The following is a 19,844-nucleotide window of genomic DNA, read 5'->3' on the forward strand; positions in this document are numbered from 1 at the left end:
ACGAAATGATTTTCGATCAGCCCTGGCGAACGAGTAGATACGGCTGGCTGGTCAGATCGGTATTGAAACCCGGATATAGCCAGGCGCTTCCCGTCGGTTCTTTCCCTTCCACAAAGTATTGAATAGGGTAAGGCGACTCGGTATAACTAGCCGGAATCGTTGCCTGATAGCCCTGCCCGACCCGTTGCATATCGACAGACTCGTACCGTTCCGCCTGATTTACATGGCGATAGTACAGACGCACGCTTGCCGGTTGCCTATCGACCGATAGTTGGAGCGAAATTGGCTGTCCGGCAGCAAAGGACGGGGGCGGTGTATGACGGCAGGTAACTTTTGTACGCTGTGGCCTTCCCAATGCCTGCCGGATGGCTGCCTGTGCCTGAGCGCCCGATGCGCTTTCATTCCCCCCAGCCTGTTCCAGTTTGGTAGCCATAGCGGCAATATCCTGATCCATCGCCGGAAGGCGGTCGAGCCAGTGCCCGCGTAAAAACGTCTGCTCGCCAACGGGTATGTCGGACTTATAAACGTCTTTGGCCAGATCAGCCACCGTCGCCCACGAACTTCGGGCCGAACGGTACGCTTTCAATGACTGCTCCAGAGCCGCCCGGTCGCCGGTTTGTTCAAAAATGGCGTAGAGTACCCCCGCCCGGAATTTGCTGGCAAAAAACCGCCCCAGGCCAATCTGCATAGCCACATCAATCGCCATCCGTCGAAACTCAGCACGCTTGGGATCAGCCGTTTTTGCTTCCGCCTGGGTCAGATGCCGGTCGGCGGTAGCTGCGTAATCCTCCAGCCACTGGGCCGTTTCTATGGGTGTATATTTACCGCTGTGTTCACCCTTGAGCAACTCGCTGACGTATTGATTAATAGACAGAAATAGTTGTGGATCGAGCGGGCTCACATTGCCAAATACTTTGGGTGCGGGGGTGTCGTACAGGTGCTTATCGCTGCCATTGATGGTCGGATCGACAATGGGTTGATTGGTGTACATCTCGGGCCAGTAGGTGTTATTCCCCGCCGAGGTGCCATGAGCCGTGAGTACGATGGGTAAAATCCGGCTGGCATTGGCCAGTGCCTGTTCCACACCCTCACCGGCGGCACCGAACGTTTTTTGCAGATACCGGTTCCAGACCGCCGGGTTCGTGTCGGGATTGTATAGCAAACGACCGAACAGACGAAGGCTATACTGGTATTTTTCCCAATCCCAGCGTGGCTCCAGGCTGGCATCGGCATACCCACACCGTCCCCCGGCAATACCCGATCCACGTCGGCCTTTGAACGAAAGTGGTTCCATCAATTCGGCTCCGGCACTCCCGCTAAACCCAAAGGCCCGGGCATGAGCCGCCTGCGTCGATGGGTCGCCCCAGAGCAGAAGTCGTTGTGTTCCGGGCCAGATGCGGTGTATGACCCGATACGGTCGATTTTCTTTCAACAGATCGCCATAGCCATAGCGCATAAAACTCCGCGAGCCTTCGCTCAGGTTCATCAGGGTCGATGTCCTCTTTTTCGGGTCGGGTACCTCAAGGGCGCGGATGTCGGTCTGGTGATAGGGCATGCCCAGATGCTCGGCCCAGTATTTGGGCGAGATCACGATGGGGAGCCTGGTACTAACAGCCGCATCGATCATTGCCTGATCCATCCCTTTCGAATGCATATCGATCTCGACCGTACGACCACAGGTGGCCACTCCGTCAAAGACCATCTGCCAGAATTTATAGCTTCCTTCGTTCACCCCGCTTTCGCCGTGAATGCGGAATGTTACCCCACTAATGGCCGGGCATGCCTGCAACAACATCCGGACAGCATCCCGGCAATACGCACCATGATTTTCGGCTGTCAGTCCAGCAATGGTATAATTCGGTTTAGGGCTGTTGATCCATTCGTAGCCGTGCATCCACAAGCCCAGCTGGAACTGCATACCGCGTGCTACAGTTTGCTCGCTGATGAATTTCAGCATGGCCAGGTTCTGGTCCCGCTCAGCATCCGACAACTCAGGCACGCGGACGTTATAGCCCGGCACCGAGAGTAAAAACGGATAGGCAAACAGGAAATAGGCATCGGTCACATTCCGAAGAAAATCATAGCCAATGCCCAGACTGAGGTTGAATCGGTTAAATCGCTGGGTGGCCAGCATGGTCAGGTAGTTGGGCCACATGGCGCGGTCGTTGTACCAACCTTTGTCTTCTACGTCGCTGACAAACAAGCGATTCAGGCCCCGTATCGGATTAGCAGGCTGTTCCACCAGTACCTTTTGACTTCGTAAGGAGGCTAACGGCTGGGTCTCGAAACTTACCCGGTCGGCCAGTTCAAGTGTGGCATAGACCAGCCCACGCACATCCTGTCCACATGCCAGCACAATCGATTTCCCGGCCGACTGCCCCATTACAACCCCCAATGCTTCGGATACAGCTGGTACGCTGGCTCCCGCCGATTTAAGAACAGAACGGGCTACGGTTGCATCGGCTCCAGCGAGGACAATACACAGATTCCCGGATGTTGCCTGTGCCAGTTGAGTGCAACGCTGTACGGTAATGTTCCGGTTGGCGAGTGCCTGTTCCAGTTCGTTAGCGGCCCATTGCACCGGAGCGGCTCCAGCCACCGGATCGTCCGGATTGCTGACAATCGAAACCCCCGACGCCCATCCGCCTATCTCCGGCCATCCCGTGTTTAAGGTGGTGAGTCCCGCCAGTTTCAAAAAATGCCGCCGACTCAGTGGAGACGTCGCTGGATTGGTTTCCTGTTGCATACCTACTATAGCCTGTTCGTTATTCATTCCTTCTGAATCCAATAGAACGCAGGCCCCAGCCTGACTTACCTATTTACGTTTAGATAGGTCCCGGTTCTGATGGCTTGGCGACAAATTAGATTTCTCAAAGCCTATTGAACCGTTAGGTTTTGAGAAACCTAACCTGTCAGATTGAAGAATCTGACACCACATCGGAGACGTTTTCGCTCAATCACTCAATCGCTAATTCACTCAATTACCTATTCATAGCCCGGATTTTGGGCAAAAACGGCGGGATTACGAATAATTTCCAGCTCGGTCAAGGGCAGGGGGAACACCGTCATGTACGGCTTCATGCCGAAAGGCGCCATGACCGATAAAGCCCGCCCGGTACGGACCAGATCGAACCAGCGGTGGCCTTCCAGGTACAGCTCCCGCCGACGTTCCAGGTAAATCTTTTCGCGGGCGTCGTCTTTGGTTAAGCCAGCATGGGCAGGCACTCCCGCTCGCTGACGCACCTGGTTCAGATAGGTGAGTGCTTCGGTCGTTTTCCCATTTTCGTTCATAGCTTCAGCCAGCATCAACAGCACATCGGCATAGCGCAGTACTTTCCAGTTGGCCGGACTGTCGTTATTGGCTTTCAGCGGGGCCATGTATTTCTTACTGAACGAGGTAACGCCCGTAGAGGACAAGGCAACAAATTTCCCATCGGCACCGATAACGCCCGTAGCCACACTGACATCTTTTCGCAGATCGTTTGGCTCATAGACCGCAAACATGGCGGCTGTTGGATTTCCGCCACTAGCCGCCGTAGCACCGGGCAGAATCCCATAAATGCGGGACAACTCATCGACCAGTGCCTTACCACCCGATTGAAATTCGAGCGAAAATGTATTGGTAAACGTACTGCCCAGCCCCAGCCCACCAGCCAGGTACTCGATGTCGAAAATATATTCGCTGTGGTGCTCATCTTTGGTGTAGTCCCACAGGTCGTTGTAGTTTTTGAGCAGCGCATAGCCCAGCGTAGTCACCTCTTTCAGTTTATCTTCGGCTTTCACAAAATCTTTCCGGGTCAGGTACACCTTGCCTAACAGCGCTTTAGCAGCCCCTCGGGTTGCCCGTCCCACATCGGTTCCGGTATATTTTACCGGCAGTTTGGTTTCCGCATCCAGCAAGTCTTTGATAATAACCTCGTCGTAGATCTTATCTACTTTTTCACGGCCCGTTTTATACGCGTCTTCAATCGTAACGGGTGCTGTCACCATCGGCACATCCCCAAAAATCCGAACCAGATTGAAATACGCCAGTGCCCTCAGAAACTTGGTTTCGCCGATGTGCCGGTCTTTATTGGTCACAACAGCGGGATCGGCAGTGCCAATTTTAGCCAGAATCGCATTGGCGTTCGTGATCACACTGTAATACCCGCGCCAGCTAGCGAGCAGAATATTATCGCTGTAGTCGGTCAGGAAATTATCGACCCGGATGGATTCCAGCCCATTGGCCAGATCGTGCTTGGTATCGTCGCCCCGCAGGTCGCCAAATTGCCAGAAGTTCTGATAGGGCACCCGAAAGCCACTATACACACCGACTACTGCATCCTGAAAGTCCTTGTCCGTTTTATACAGCACATCGACACTGACGGTAGATACGGGCGTTAGTTCAATAAAATTCTTATTGCAAGACGTCATCAGGAGGAATACCAGTCCTACTGTGCAGGTTATACCTTTCATAGTCTTTATTGGTTAATGTCGAAACGGGTTAGAAACCAAAAGTCAGGCCCAGAATCAGGCTTTTCGGCAGCGGATAGTCGTTCATATCCATCCCCGGTGTGAGCGGGTTATCGCCATTGCTGACGTCGGGATTAAAGCCCTGATTCTTCGTGAAAATGAACGGGTTATTGGCATTCACATAAATGCGGAGCGAGCCGAGCTTCGCTCGTTGCACCAGCTTGTCGGGTACGGTATAATTGAGCGATATATTATTGATACGCAGGTACGTACCCGTATCGAGCCAGCGCTGGCTATATTCACCACGCACGTTTCCGGTGGGCGCATCGTTCGGGCGCGGGGTATTGCCATCGCCGGGGTCCTGCTCCGATTTCCAGTAATTGTTCTGCGACGCAGCATTGCGAAAACGAGAGCGGGTGGCAAAGGTCGACCGACGGGCAATGCTGAGCAACTGGTTGCCATACACACCTTGCAGACTAACGCTCAGAATCAGATTCTTATAGGAAAAACGGTTTGTCATGCCGTAATAAAAATCGGGATAAGGCGAGCCCATAATGGTTTTGTCGAAGCTGTTGATCACGCCATCGGGCTTGCCATTGGCTCCGCTCACATCCACAAAGCGCAGGTCGCCGGGCCGGGAACGAGAAGCTGTCCCAGGACTGAAAACAGGTCCCCGGTCCACTTCGGCCTGATTCTTAAATACCCCGTCGGTGAGCCAGCCATAAAACATACCAATGGGCTGCCCGATCATGGTAATGTTGCCGCCCGAAATGATCGGATCGCCGGTCGGTCCTAGCCGCACCACCTCATTTTTGAAAGTCGAAATATTGAAATCGGTGGTCCATTTGACCCGGCTGGTGGTATTGACCGTTCCAATCGAAAACTCCCAACCCGTATTTTTCACCTCGCCAATGTTTTTGAGCGCCGTACTGAAACCCGTGATGCCCGGTGTATTTACATTGAGCAATAAGTTGGTATTGCGGGAAATGAAGTAGTCGATATTGAACCGAAGTCGATTATTGAAAAAGGCCGCATCGACACCCGCATTCAACTGCTCCTGCGTTTCCCAGGTTAGCAATGGGTTCGACAGTCGGCCAGGGATAAAGCCCGCAATCGGGGTTTCGCCAAAGGGGTACTTCTGATAGCTGATGGTCGCAAACTGCTCGAAATTACCAATGTTGTTGTTCCCTGTTTTACCGTAACTCGCTCGTAATTTCAACTCAGAAACCGACCGCATATCGCGCAGAAAGGGTTCGTCAGACAACCGCCAAGCCAGAGCTGCTGATGGGAAAACGCCGTATTTATTGTCGCTCCCAAACCGGGACGATCCATCGGTACGAATCGACGCGGTTACGTAGTATTTGCTGTTGTAGTTGTAATTGACCCGCGCCAGGTACGAAATCAGCGACCATTGGTATTGCTCGGAGGTTCCGTTGGTAATAATGCCACTGACCGCACTCAGGGTAGGTACGAGGTTGTTGGGGTACTTATTACTTGATAAGGTGTTCGATTCGCCCGTTTCCTGCTGGGCCGTAAAACCCGCTAAGCCAACCAGATTGTGTTTGCCAAAGCTTTTGGTATAGTTCAGCGTATACTCGGTCAGCCAGTTGTAGGTGGCAACGGCGTTATCGGTACCGGAGGCCGGTTCGTTGAAAAGAGCGGGCAATTGGGGAACAAACCGCGACCCTTTGCTACTCAGCAGCGTAGCGCCCACCAGCACATTGAACCGCAGATCGTCAGTGATTTTATACTCGGCACTGATGTTGCCCAGTACGCCAATCCGCCGTTGCCGGTCTTTAACCTCGCGGGCCAGAGCCGCCGGGTTGTTGAAGTTCCCTACGGCTTCGAGCCCGTTATACCAGAAATAATCGCCATTCTGGTCATAGATCGGATAAAACGGGTTCACCGACGTAGCAGCGCCCATCACACTGAAATCCCCAGCACCTACCGTTACCCCGCTTGAGTTGACGTTCCCTTTGTCGATAAACGACGGGTTGAAGTTCACCTTCAGCGCCAGCCGGTTAGACAGTTTTGCATCCAGATTGATCCGCAGCGAGTACCGTTTGAAATTACTGTTGATGATCAGCCCATCCTGATTAAAATATTCCCCACTGACTGCGTATTTGATGGCATCCGTTCCGCCCGTAGCCGAAAGCTGGTATTGCTGCTGGGGGGCCACCCGCAATACCTCGTCCAGCGGCTCAACGTCGGTAGTATTGCGACCTTCCAGCACATCCACGATCAACTGTGGCATTTTAAAATTCCAACTGGTGGCAGGGCCTGTCACATTAAAGCCACCGTCGATATTCCGGTTTTTGACCCCATCATAAAAATACTGGGCCTGTTCGCGGGCAGTCATAAACTTGGGCAGCTTCGACACTTTTTGCAGTCCGTAATAGGCATCGAAGGTGACGCTGGCTTTACCCGATTTGCCCCGTTTGGTATTGATGATAATAACCCCGTTAGAGCCGCGAGAACCGTAAATAGCCGTTGCCGAGGCATCTTTCAGAATATCCAGGCTTTCGATATCGTTGGGATTCAGGGTCTCGATGGTCTGGGTCGGAAATCCATCGACCACGTAAAGCGGTCCGGCACCGGCCGAAATACTGCCAATGCCCCGGATTCGGATCTGGGGTGCCGCGCCGGGTTCCCCGCTGACGGGCTTTACCTGTACACCCGCCACTTTACCCAGCAGTGCCTGATCGATCCGGGTAACCGACATTTCCTGAATCTCCTTGCTTTCGATGGTACCTACGGCCCCCGTCAGGTCTTTCCGTCGCTGGGTACCATACCCGACAACGACGACCTCATCCAGGGCTTTGGTATCGGCCTGTAGGGTTACGTTCACGGTGGTCATATTCCCGAGTGTGACCTCCTGTGCCTGATAGCCAAGAAACGAAAAGATCAACACCGGGTTGCCGTCGGGGACCTGAAGGGTATAGCGTCCATCTTTATCCGACGTAGTTCCTCGGGTTGTTCCCTTGATGACAATACTGACACCGGGTAGCCCCTCCCCTTTTTCATCGGTGGTGCGCCCGCTGATGGTCCGGTCTACTTTGGCCGATTCAGCTTCTTCATGCTTCTCATTGTCTGCCGATGCTGGCTCATCGGGCTTTCGGGCCATATCGGCCTGAGCCGACGTTCTCGGGCGTGACGACTCTTCAACAGGCGCTGTACCCCGCCGTACTACGTAGCCACCCTTCAATAGTTTTTTATACCGAAATCCATTTGGTAGCAGCAGTGTACGAAGATTTTTTTCCAGCGTAGCGCTTCGGTCGAGCAGACTGGCAGGCACCACGACCTGCTGCATCATGTCTTCTTCAAAAAGAATATCGACCCGGTACATCCGCTGCAATTCCAGGAGTGCATCCTGCAGGCGCATGGTCTGGCTGGCCTGCTGGTGAAAAACGGGCGGCCTGGTATGCGCAGTAGCCAGTACCTGGGCCACCGTAGGGCTGAATGAGAACAAAAAGATCCCCGAGCAGCCGGATAATAGCCACTTTTTCATAGAGGAGACGGTTAGAGGTTTAGTTACTGAATTTGGTTAGGATCGGATGATTTTAACTGGACGGCTTTTCCGTCGCGGACCACTTCTATATCGAATAATTCAATCAATGCCTGGAGCAGCTCATCTGCATTGTGGGCGTGGAACGTTCCCGTAACCTTTCGTCGGGCCAGCGCCGAGTCGAGCTGTACGGTCAAACCAAAATTATCATTCAGTAAATCAGCGATTTCTGGCATGGGGGTTCGCTGAAAAGTGTACTCATAGTTTTTCCAGCCGGTAGCAACCGCCGGTTCGAGCACCTGATGTCCCCGTTTGGCCTTGCCGCCAGCCGACACGTTTACCCAATCGCCTGGGCGCATGGTCAGCGTACTGATCTGATCCTGGGTAGGGTAGCGCAACTGCACTTTACCTTTCGTTAGCTCAACACGAGTAGTATTCCGGCGGGCATTAACGACGAACTCTGTCCCCAGCACCACCACCTCCACGTCATTGGCAGCATGAACCTTAAATTGATCGTGGGCCGATGTATGAACTACGGCAAACTCGGCCTCGCCTTTTAGAAACACCTCTCTCGATGGAGTCAGAAACGCGAAACGCGAAAGCTGTAATTCAGAATTGGCATTCAGCGTTACCCGTGTGCCATCGGATAAAACAATTGACCGAATCTCACCGTAATCCGTCGCGATGGTACGCATCATCCAATAGTCTCTGGTGAGGTAGCCAACGGTGAGTAGGAGCAGCACTACCGAAGCTGCCATCCAGTAAGCACCTGGCCTCCAGCGGTTCCACATGGCTATCGGTCGTACCACAACGGGCTGCGGAGTGGTGTCGATTTGCTGTAGAAACTGTTGATACGCATCGTCGGCATCGGTTATGATCTGTGGATGTTGACGCTCCCATTCCTGTAGCCATTGGTAATACAACTGCTGATGTTCCGGCGTCTGTAGCCACTCCCGCAACAGTTCGATCTGTAGCGGGGTGGTCCGTCCTTCGAAATGGATGAATAGAAGCTCTTTATTTATAACCGTTTTCATGCTGTGGCGATCAACTTCTCACAACGTCAGGTAACCGAATAGCAACAGACAGAACTCCTGCCGGAGCAACACCCGCAAACTCGACAACGCGCGGGTAATATGACTTTCGACCGTTTTATGATTGATCTGTAACTCCTGCGCAATTTCGGCGTGCGAACGCCCATCAAACCGACTCATGATAAACACCCGCTGGGCCTGCATGGGCAACGTACGGATGATCTCGTTGATCTGCCGACGAAGTTCATCCAGTTGGAGGATATGATCGGGCTGCTGGACCGAATCAGGGTCACTTTCATCAAAAAGCTCCAGAGGCCTGGACCGGCTCAACTCGAACTTCAGGTAGTTATACGCCCGATTGCGCACCGACCGAAACAGATACGCCCGGTACGAAGTCGTGATTTTCTCGTACGTCCGATTCGTCCAGAACGCCAGAAACACTTCACCCACAATATCTTCGGTTACCTGCCGGGAATACACAAACCGAATCGCCGTGCTGCATAAATCCCGGTAATAGGCCCGAAAGAGTAGTTCACACCCCTTATGCGGGTCCGTCGCGAAGGCCTGCCGGATGAAATATTCCGCATCCGGCTCATTGGCATCCGAAAAGCCCGAATCGCCCATAGCAAGGGGTTTCACGGATGTTTGTAAGGTTTGACTTGAAACGCCCATCTGTATTGGCCGAACGCATAAAGGGTTTATGACTTATAGACAAAAAAAGGCGGGGCACCCCCGAGTCAAATAGAAATTTTTTTATAATTTTCTGAATCAGGCAAAGAAAAAGGGCTCATCAGGGCCGTTTGGCGGGTTTGTGGCAAGAGGTTGCTAAACCAATAAAGTGAGAAGAAAGTGGGTGAGAAAACGTCCTCACCCGTTTCTGGCATCTTACCAACCTATGCGAATTCGTATTGAACTCATGTAAACGCTTTATAATTTTTCGGCATCGCGGATTGCCCGTCCGGCAGCATCCAAATTCGCCAGCATCATTTCCGAATATTTACGGGACAGGATTACCCCATCGGCTCCCCCTTTGAACGCAGCTAAGGTGGCCTGATAGGTATCGTCGGGCGAAGCCTTCCGGCTGTTGGCCCCCGTCGGAATATTCACGTCGATACCGGGTAGAATCTGGGCTTTCCCCTTTACGCCTACCTTGGCCCGTTGGGTCTCGCGTGACACATAATCAGGCGATAGACCCGCCATCGGCAGTTCATCCAGCGCGGCCTCGTTGGTGTAATTCAACAGATGGTTGTTGATCCGCATTACTTCCGTTGGGGGCACATCCCGAAAGACCGTCGAGGTGATGTTCCGAATAAAACTCCGGTAGCGCTCGCCACCACAGTTGTTGTACACCACCACTTTCAGAAAATCGGCCATCGTTGCCAGTTCCTCGTAACTTCGGCTGGCCCGATAGAGTGGGTTGAAGGAGTTGGTATGTTCAATATGGAACCCGACTTCCAGATTTTTGCGAACAGCTTTCACGGCGGTGTACACATCCTTCAACACCTGATGCTTGCCCAGATCGAACAGTTGGTTATACGCCATGATCTCGGGGTACTCCAGCAGCAACCGGCTGAATTCGACATAGTAGCCATCAGTGGGCCGAATCCCGTTCAGGGAGTTCTGCACATACTGGTTTAGTTTCCGATAGCCTTCTTTAGCCCGTTCAAAATCAATTCCATGCTGACGGGCCGCCCGCTGGTGATGTTCGCAGAAGCAGGTCACCTTCGCCGAATCGATTCCCTGGGCATGGCTAACCCCGATGGCGTTGAGCAACGGGCCGTTTCGCTCATTGAACAGCAGCACACCGTCGATGTTGTACGACGAACTCAGGTCGGTCGCCACGGCTTTCCAGAACTCCCGCACGTCGGGCTGAAAAAAGCACATCGCCCCCCCCTGTCGGCCCTGTAGATCTACTTCGGCCATTTCCTTCACGAACGGCACATCAGCTGGATAGTTGAACCCGTCCTGAATGGAGCAGATCACTTTCATACCCCGCTTTTTGGCCGCCGGTAACACCTCGGCAACAATGTCGAGCTTGCCGAAATCAGGCGCACGAAACCGCTCCCCTTTCATGACCGTTTTGGCATAAAATTTTGGGTGCGGTGTCGCGTAATTGCCCCCGTGGAAATAGTTTTCGTCCGACACCTGGGCCCCGTGGTCGGGAAAGGGCCGACCGGGTATCTGCCGGCCTGTAATGCCCCGGTCGTACGAAAAGGTGCTAAGATAGAGCGTATTAATAGCGCCCCGCTGCTGCAATATGTCCAGCGTTTTTTCGATGCCCTCATCAACGAATGAATCGGGCCCAATCTGAATGCCAATTGTTTTTTTCATGCGTGCATCACATTTTGAATCGGTGTGTATTATCCTTTGGTAGCCTCCCGAATGGCGCGTCCGGCGGCTGCCAGATCTTCCAGATCCATTTCGGAATATTTACGGGATAAAATCACCCCATCGGCTCCGCCTTTGTAAGCGGCTGCGGTAGCGGCATACGCATCCTCGGGTGAGCCTTTCCGGCTCGTTTTTTTGGTAGGAATACCCACATCAATACCGGGCAGAATTTTACATTGGCCTTTGACCCCCGCAATAGCCCGCTGCGTTTCGCGGTAGACATAATCAGGTGACAATCCGGCGGTGGGCAGCTCATCGATGGATGCTTCGTTGCCGTAGTTTAGTAGATAGTTGTTGAACCGCATCAATTCTTCTAATGGCACATCGCGGAAAATGGTCGACTGAATGTTGCGGATAAAGTTGGCGTAGCGCTCGCCACCGCAGTTGTTGTAGGCTACTATTTTCAGGAAATCGGCTTTTTTAGCCAGCTCTTCGTAGCTGCGACTGGCCCGGAAAAACGGATTGAACGAATTGACGTGCTCGACGTGAAAACCAACCTGCAGGTCTTTCTTCACGCCTTTTACGGCGTCGTACACTTCACCCAGTACCTGGTGCTTGCCCATGTCGAACAGTTTATCCCAGGCAACGATTTCGGGGTAGTGCAACATCAGCCGGTTAAACTCGACATAGTAGCCATCACTTGGGCGTTCGCCTTTCATCGACGATTTGACAAACTGATCGAGCTTGTGGTAGCCTTCCTTCGCTCGCTCGTAGCTGATGCCGAGTTTTTTGGCTTCGCGCTGGTGGTGCTCACAAAAGCAGGTTGTTCGGGTCGAGTCGATGGTCTGGAAATGACTGGCCCCCAGGGCATTCAGCAGTGGCCCATTCCGCTCATTGAAAAATAGAACCCCGTCGATATCGTACGACTTGCTGATGTCGGTCACCAGTCCTGTCCAGAACGCCCGAACGTTGGGATTGAACAGGCAAAGCGTATTGGCCTGACGACCCATCAGATCAATTTCCGAACATTCCTTAACGCCCGGCACATCGGCCCGCCACTGATCTTCGACCGACGCAAACACTTTCATGCCCCGTTTTTTAGCCGCCGGAATCACCGATGCCAGAATATCGAAGTTGCCGTGTTCGGTAGCCCGGGTATTTTTCAGCACGGTATTCTTGTAATATTCAGGGTGTGGGATCGAATAATTCCCCCCGTGGAATGTTTTCTCATCCGACACCTGCGAGCCATGCGCCGGGAAGGGTTCGCCCGGCAGCTGCCGTCCGGCCAGGCCACGACCATAGGTGAATACGGTCAGGAATAAGGTATTGATGGCACCCTGTTTCTGTACAATGTCCAGCACCTTATCGACCCCCTCGTCGACAAAGGAAACGGCCCCGATCTGAATGCCATGCATCATGGCATCAGCCGCTTTTTTAGGTTCTGAAAGGCCCAACGAACTCAGGTCAGTTAGCGGTGCTGCGGCCATAAGCGCACTGATTCTGGCGCTGTTTTTAATGAATTCCCGTCGTGAACTATCGGTTGGTTGCATCGATTTTTCGGAATCGGTATGTGGGTTCATGCGTTGTGTGTTTAAAGCCATGGTTTTGGTAAAAGCCTGAGTTTGGGCATTAATTGTATCCTGGATTCTGCGGCAGAATAGCCGGGTCGTTAATAATCTGAATTTGGGTCAAGGGCAGCGGGAATACGGTCATATTCTCTTTCATACCCAGCTTCTGGAGTGTCGCCAGGGCCCGACCGGTGCGAACGAGGTCGAACCAGCGATGGCCTTCGAGGGTCAGTTCAAAGCGTCGTTCCAGGTAGATTTTTTCGCGGGCCTCATCTTTGGTCAGGCCGGTATAGCCCGGCAGGCCCACCCGTTGCCGAACCTGATTGAGATAGGGCAGCGACTGGGCTGTTTTGCCGTTTTCGTTCATGGCTTCGGCCAGCATCAGCAGCACATCGGCATAGCGGATCACCTTCCAATTAGCCTTACTATCGCTCGGAATGGCCGACGGCGCTATGTATTTGGTCGTGAACGACTTGGATGCCTGTACCGACTGCGACGGAATCGGGATAAAGGTTCCGTTGACGGTTATGCCGTAGTTGACCGTCACGGCCCGCCGGGGATCGGCAGGATCGAAGGCTTTGAAGAGTGTTTCAGTTGGCGAACCTGAGTTGCCGGGTGTTCCCGACGCAAAGCCGTAGTAGTCCATGATGACTTTGGCAAACGGGAAAAACTGAAGTGGGAAACCACTGCCTTCGTTGATACCTTCTTCGTATTCGACATCGAAAATGTATTCGCTATGGTGTTCATTTTTCGAATAGTCGAACAGGTCTTTGTAGTTGGGCAGCAAGGCATATTTCATAGTTGTAACCTGCAACAGCTTGGCTTCAGCATTGACAAAATCTTTCCGGGTCAGGTATACTCTTCCCAACAGCGACGCAGCGGCTCCTTTGGTCGGTCGACCTACATCGGCCCCACTGTAAGAAGCAGGCAGTTTCGATTCGGCGTCGAGCAGGTCTTTGATAATGACCTCATCATAGATCTTCGCCACTTTTTCCCGGCCCGTTTTGTAGGTATCTTCTACGGTTATGGGCGTTGTCACCATCGGTACATCGCCAAAGATTCGGACCAGGTCGAAGTAGGCCAGCGCCCGCAGAAATTTAGCCTCCCCAATATGCCGGTTTTTATTCACCACGACGGTAGGGTCGGTCGGTTCAATCTTGGCTAGCAGGACGTTGGCGCGATAAATCATCCGGTAATAATTCTGCCAGCTATTGCCGATAATGGATAAGCGGCTATTGGCGTTGAACTGGTCGATGGATACGTTTTCGGCCTGATTGGGAATCTCTTCGGTAATATCCTCGCCCGGCAGATCGCCAAATTTCCAGAAGTTCTGATACTGCGTTTGCAGGGTATTATAGGCGGCCGTTATGGCATCCTGAAAGTCCTTATCCGTTTTATACACCCCGTCGATACTCACGGTCGATTTGGGTAGTATCTCAATAAATTCCTTGCGACAGGATACGATCAGCAAGGAGCCGATCAGCAAATAGACGAATGTTTTCATGATCCACTTATGGAGAAATAGGTGACGTTTAGAAACCGAGGTTTATGCCCAATACAAGGCTCTTGGTCAGTGGATAGTTGTTCTGGTCCACACCGGGCGTGAGCGGGTTATCGCTGTTGCTCACATCGGGGTTGAAGGCTTCATTTTTGGTAAAAAGGAACGGATTGGTAGCCGTTGCATACAGCCGAAGCGAGCCCAGCGATAGTTTTTGCAGAAGAGCAGAAGGGACCTGATAGCTCAGCGAGATATTATTGATTCGCAGATACGTACCTTCATCCAGATAGCGGGAGTTCCAGGGGTCCCGGTTATTCCCCGTTGGGGCATCGTTCGGACGGGGCACCTGCCCATCGCCGGGGTTCTGTTCCGATTTCCAGTACGCATTGGACGATGCCAACTGCCGTACCCGCCCCCGCGTATTCAGGGTTCCCAGCCGCGATACGCTCAGCACCTTATTGCCAACAACCCCTTGCAGACTAACACTCAGGCTCAGGTTTTTATAGGAAAAGCGGTTGGTCATGCCATAGAAGAAATCAGGATAGGGCGACCCCATGATAGTCTGGTCATTGCCGTCGATGACACCATCGGGTTTGCCATCGGGACCGCTGATGTCCACGAACCGGGTGTCGCCAACGCGCGAGGCAATGGTTGAGCCAGGGCGGTAGATCGGTCCTTTCGCCAGCTCGGCCGCATTTTTAAACACGCCGTCGGTGATCCAGCCATAAAACATGCCGATGGGCTGTCCAATCATGGTGACGTTTCCGCCCGAATAAATCGGATCGCCCTGAGGCCCCAGTTTGACCACCTCGTTTTTATAGGTCGAGATGTTGAAATCGGTAGTCCAGCTAAACTTCCCATCGACGTTGACTGTGTTGAGCACAAACTCCCAGCCGCTGTTTTTTACCTCGCCAATGTTTTGCAGGGCTGTACTGAAACCCGTCAGGTCGGAGATATTTACGTTCAGCAGCAAATCGGTATTCCGGGAACGGAAGTGGTCGATGGTCAGGTTTACCCGATTCTTCAGCACCGCCAGATCGATACCAAAATTGACCTGTTGCTGTTTTTCCCAGGTCAGATTCGGATTGGGCAACCGACCGGGCGCAAACCCACCGACCGAGGCCCCGCCATACGTATATTTTTCGTAGCTGAGGGTAGCATACTGGTCGAAGTTTCCAATGTTATTGTTTCCCGTTTTGCCATAGCTGGTCCGCAGTTTCAGTTCCGAGATAGCCGGAACATTTTTCAGAAACGCTTCGTCCGACAACCGCCAGGCCAGAGCCGCCGATGGAAACACGCCGTACTTGTTTTCCGACCCAAAGCGCGATGAACCATCGGTCCGAATAGAAGCAGTTACGTAGTATTTGCTTTTATAATTGTAGTTGACCCGCGCCAGATACGAGATCAACGACCACTGATACGAATCGGACGAGCCATTGGTAATCTGCCCGCTAACGGCGCTCAGATTGGGCACCAGATTGTTCGGGTATTTATTACTGGTCAGGAAGTTGGATTCGTAGTTCTCTTTCTGCGCCGTAAAGCCCCCCAGCGCCATAAGATTGTGCGACCCAAACGACTTCGTATAATTCAGCGTGTATTCCGTCAGCCAGTTGGTGAGCATGGATGAGTTATCCGTCCCGACGGCCGGTTCGTTAAAAAAGGCCGGTAGCTGCGGTTTGAAGTTCATCCCCCGCCCACTCATCAGGTTTCCGCCAATCATCACATTGAACTTCAGATCGTCCAGGATTTTATACTCGGCATTGATGTTACCCAGCAGCCGCATACTTTTCTGGTTCGCTTTCACTTCATTGGCCAGCGCCAGTGGATTGGTCAGGTTCGATGAGCCCGCCAGTCCGCTAAACACGAAGTAATCGCCTGCTGGGGTGCGCAGCGGGAAGAATGAGTTGGCCATTACGGCCTGTGCAATAATCCCATCGTTTGGCCCTGTTCCGGCACCAGCCGCCAGTACGTTATTGGATTCGGTAAAGGATGGATTCAGATTAAACTTGACGGATAGTCGTTTGGAAAACTGGGCATCGATATTGGCCCGAACCGAGTACCGATTAAAGCCGCTGTTGATAATTATCCCTTCCTGATTGAAATATTCGCCACTCAGCGCATACTTCACATTTTCGTTTCCGCCCGTTGCCGTCAATTGGTACTGATGCTGGGGAGCCGTCCGTAACACCTCGTCCAGCGCATCGACATCGTACGTATTCCGTCCTTCCAGCACATCGATCACTTCGGGCGGGACCTGACGAAACCAGGTGGAATACGGCCCCGATACATCCCGGCCTTCGTCGATATTCCGGTTTCGGATACCGTCGTAATAGTACTGCGCCTGCTCTTTGGCATTCATGAATTTGGGCCGTTTGGCAATCTTCTGCCAGCCCGTATAGGCGTCGAACGAAAACTTGGCTTTGCCCGATTTGCCTCGTTTTGTATTGATGATGATCACCCCGTTGGACCCCCGCGACCCATAAATAGCCGTAGCCGACGCATCCTTAAGAATATCCATGCTTTCGATATCATTCGGGTTCAGCGTCTGTATATTATCGGTCGGAAACCCATCGACTACATACAGCGGCCCAACACCCGCCGAGATACTGCCAATACCCCGAATGCGGATTTGCGGAGCCGCGCCCGGTTCGCCCGATACGGGTTTCACCTGAACACCCGCCACTTTGCCCAGCAACGCCTGATCGACGCGGGAAACTGGCTGTTCGCGAATCTGCTCGACCCCAACAGCGGCCACCGACCCGGTTAGGTCTTTCTTTTTCACGGTACCATACCCAACCACCACCACTTCATCGAGCGATTTGTTGTCGGGAGCAAGTTGAACATCGACGGTTGCGCGATTGCCAATGGCGACTTCCTGATTCAGATACCCCACAAAAGAGAAAACCAGCGTGGTGGTCTCGTCCGGCACATTGAGTCTGAATTTCCCATCGGCATCCGTATTGGTTCCACGTGTGCTGTTCTTCACCACAACACTTACACCGGGCAGCCCTTCACCCGTTTCACTTCTGACAATGCCCGATATGACCCGGTCGGCAGGGCGTTCGAGTTGCAGTTGCGTATGTTCGGGCAGGGCGTTCAAACCCGACGGGCGAACGCTGAGCAGAATCTGTTTTCGCCCGATTACTTCATAGATAACCGCTGTATGCCGAAAGAGCTGGTCGAGTACGGATGACAGACGCTGATTGGCAATTTTGAGCGATACCCGCCGATCGGCCTGAATTTGCTGTGGGATGTACGAAAAGGTGACCTTCGCTTGTTTCTCGATGGCCGACAAAATAACACGAACTTCCTTATCGTCAACGGTTAAGCTGATCGATTGCTCCAGTAAAGGCTGAGCAATGACCGTTCGTGCATAGGTGATATTCAGGAATAAAACCGTACACAGCAACTGAGCAAGAGTGATACGCATAATTGTACGTGCACAGTCGTGATTGAATCGAGGTAATTCCATACCTTTGATCGTTTTTGTTTAGAGGATTTAGACAAAGACAAACGAGCCCCTGCACATCTCGAAAAGGATGCGACGGTATGCGAACCGGAAAACGTGGGGCTTACTCAGGTCGGCGGTGCTTGGACCCATCGCCGATCTTCTTCTTCTGCAGACAAGTCAAGATTACTTCATAGAGTACGGGTTAAGGTTCAACATGCGGAACGGGCTAACAACCTGATCCGGTAATGACAATTTGGGCATCAATAATCTTATAAGTAGCTCCCAGTAGCTTACAGATGATGGTCAGCTTATCGTACAGGCTCTCCTGATCGAGCGAGGTGGTTATATGGCAGTTTGCCATGACTTCCTCATCGTACACCACATCAACTCCATAAGCCTTTTCAATAGCCGCAATGATGTCCGATACGGGCGCATTCTGGAACGTAAACGAGGGCATCTCTGCTTCTTTACTAACCACGAGCGGTTTCTCAACCAGTGTTTTCACCAGCCGTTGTTCCTGATTCAGATACGTGACCTGCTGGTTAGGTGTCAGAACAACCCCAATGGTTTCAGGGTCCGATTTCCCCTTCGTCTGTGCGGCCAGTTTTGGTGAATAGACCGATACCCGTCCGGTTCGGACGGACACCGTTACGTTTCGCTCGGCCGGATTGGCTTTGATCCAGAAACTCGTACCAAGCACTTTGGTAATCAGATCCTGCGAATAGACCAGAAACGGCTTGTGCGGATTTTTCTGGATCTCGAAAAATGCCTCCCCTTCCAGAATAACCTCTCGTTTCTGGGCCGTAAATTGGGTTGGATATCGGATTTTACTACCCGGATTTAGCGTAATCACACTGTTGTCGCTCAGGGTCACTCGCTCGGGTGCTTTCATCCGATTGACCCGTTCGGTAAACGAGGCTGGTCTGTCTACCAGACTTACCTGCTCTTCCATCAGTTCGGTAGTCGACTGGGTCATGAATAGCCAGCCCAATCCACCAATCAGGAGTACAGCGGCTGCCGCTGCCCAGGAAGCATAACGACGGAACCCGACCTGACGAACCGGAACGGTATGAACCGTTTGCTCGGCCAGTGTCTTCCAGTTTCGGGCCAGCATCTGGTTTTTTTCTTCATCGGTGGCAGGCAGGCTTACCTCCGTATCCAGCGATTCGTACCATTGGTCGAGCAAGGCCCGTTCTTCATCCGTACAATCACCTTTGAGGTATTTAGCCAGCAGTTCCTGGTAGGTAGCACCGTCCATCGGGTTGAGTCATTCGTTCAAAAGGTATAGACGAACAACCGGCCAAAACTCCCTAAGAGCCAACGCTATTTTTTTTAGATTTTTTTTAATTTTTGAAAGAACTGGCTCATTCCGAGAGCCAAAGCAGGAGCCAGATGGCTGTAAAATCGCGTAGATGTTGCCGAACGAACGTGGTTGATCGCGAGAGATGGTACTCGATTGTTTTTTCGGAAAGATTCAATCGCTGGGCAATTTCGCGGATGGTCAGATGTTCGAACCGGCTCATAATGAAGATTTCGCGCGTTTTTTCGGGAAGTTTTGCCAGCGTGTTCTGGATCGCTTCCGACAACTCATTTAATTGAACAGCCTCGCTGGTTGCCATGGTTTCTGTCGGAAAAAACAGCCGTAACTGATCCAGATAATGCTCTTCCTGAATATTCCGGCGAACGTAATCGACGATCAGGTTCCGAAGCGATACCCCTAAAAATGCCTGAAGATTAATAATTCGTAAGGCTTCCCGCTTTTGCCAGATCATTACAAATAACTCCTGCGCCAACTCTTCGGCAACCTCTTTCCGGCGAAGTTTACGATGAGCCAGCACGTACATTTTGTACCAATACCGATCATACAACGCCCTGAATGCCTGTTCGTCGCCCTCGCGCAGTAGGGTCAACAATTCAGTATCGGTCAACAGATTCAGGGCCATTTCAACTGGATTTGCGCACAACGTTGTACTAATTCCCTAAATACTTAAACTATTTATTTTTACTATAG

At 52.3% G+C, this 19,844-nt stretch carries 11 protein-coding genes; all 11 read right to left on the bottom strand.

Annotated features, from left to right (window positions below):
- Positions 1–16: 16 nt before the first annotated feature.
- The 11 genes from BGO59_RS32500 to BGO59_RS32550 all read right to left on the bottom strand — a co-directional run bounded on the left by BGO59_RS32500 (position 17) and on the right by BGO59_RS32550 (position 19,776).
- Positions 17–2,773, bottom strand: coding sequence for a hypothetical protein (locus tag BGO59_RS32500; protein ID WP_293691282.1), 2,757 nt, complete (start codon positions 2,771–2,773; stop codon positions 17–19).
- Positions 2,774–2,985: 212 nt separating this feature from the next.
- Complete coding sequence (locus tag BGO59_RS32505) at positions 2,986–4,455, bottom strand: RagB/SusD family nutrient uptake outer membrane protein (protein ID WP_293691284.1); 1,470 nt, start codon at positions 4,453–4,455, stop codon at positions 2,986–2,988.
- A gap of 28 nt (positions 4,456–4,483) precedes the next feature.
- The gene (locus BGO59_RS32510; RefSeq protein WP_293691286.1) at positions 4,484–7,960 is read right to left on the bottom strand and encodes a TonB-dependent receptor; all 3,477 of its coding nucleotides are present in this window, start codon (positions 7,958–7,960) and stop codon (positions 4,484–4,486) included.
- 23 nt (positions 7,961–7,983) lie between these two features.
- Positions 7,984–8,991 carry a FecR domain-containing protein gene (locus BGO59_RS32515; RefSeq protein ID WP_293691288.1) on the bottom strand — a complete coding sequence of 336 codons (1,008 nt, stop codon included), beginning with the start codon at positions 8,989–8,991 and terminating at the stop codon, positions 7,984–7,986.
- Between the two features lie 18 nt (positions 8,992–9,009).
- Positions 9,010–9,627, bottom strand: coding sequence for an RNA polymerase sigma-70 factor (locus BGO59_RS32520; protein WP_293691290.1), 618 nt, complete (start codon positions 9,625–9,627; stop codon positions 9,010–9,012).
- A gap of 288 nt (positions 9,628–9,915) precedes the next feature.
- Positions 9,916–11,319, bottom strand: coding sequence for a hypothetical protein (locus BGO59_RS32525; protein WP_293691292.1), 1,404 nt, complete (start codon positions 11,317–11,319; stop codon positions 9,916–9,918).
- 29 nt (positions 11,320–11,348) lie between these two features.
- On the bottom strand, positions 11,349–12,917 hold the full coding sequence (locus BGO59_RS32530) for a hypothetical protein (protein WP_293691293.1): 1,569 nt from the start codon (positions 12,915–12,917) through the stop codon (positions 11,349–11,351).
- Between the two features lie 28 nt (positions 12,918–12,945).
- Positions 12,946–14,388, bottom strand: a complete 1,443-nt coding sequence (locus BGO59_RS32535) for a RagB/SusD family nutrient uptake outer membrane protein (protein WP_293691295.1) — start codon at positions 14,386–14,388, stop codon at positions 12,946–12,948.
- A gap of 28 nt (positions 14,389–14,416) precedes the next feature.
- Positions 14,417–17,854 (bottom strand): TonB-dependent receptor, encoded by a 3,438-nt coding sequence (locus tag BGO59_RS32540; RefSeq protein ID WP_293691297.1) that lies wholly within the window; start codon positions 17,852–17,854, stop codon positions 14,417–14,419.
- A gap of 205 nt (positions 17,855–18,059) precedes the next feature.
- A complete protein-coding gene (locus BGO59_RS32545; protein WP_293691299.1) occupies positions 18,060–19,091 on the bottom strand; it encodes a FecR family protein in 1,032 nt (343 codons plus the stop codon).
- Positions 19,092–19,197: 106 nt separating this feature from the next.
- The gene (locus tag BGO59_RS32550; RefSeq protein WP_293691301.1) at positions 19,198–19,776 is read right to left on the bottom strand and encodes an RNA polymerase sigma-70 factor; all 579 of its coding nucleotides are present in this window, start codon (positions 19,774–19,776) and stop codon (positions 19,198–19,200) included.
- Positions 19,777–19,844 lie beyond the last annotated feature (68 nt).

It is taken from the genome of Spirosoma sp. 48-14, assembly GCF_001898575.1.
In the GTDB taxonomy this organism is placed as follows: domain Bacteria; phylum Bacteroidota; class Bacteroidia; order Cytophagales; family Spirosomataceae; genus Spirosoma.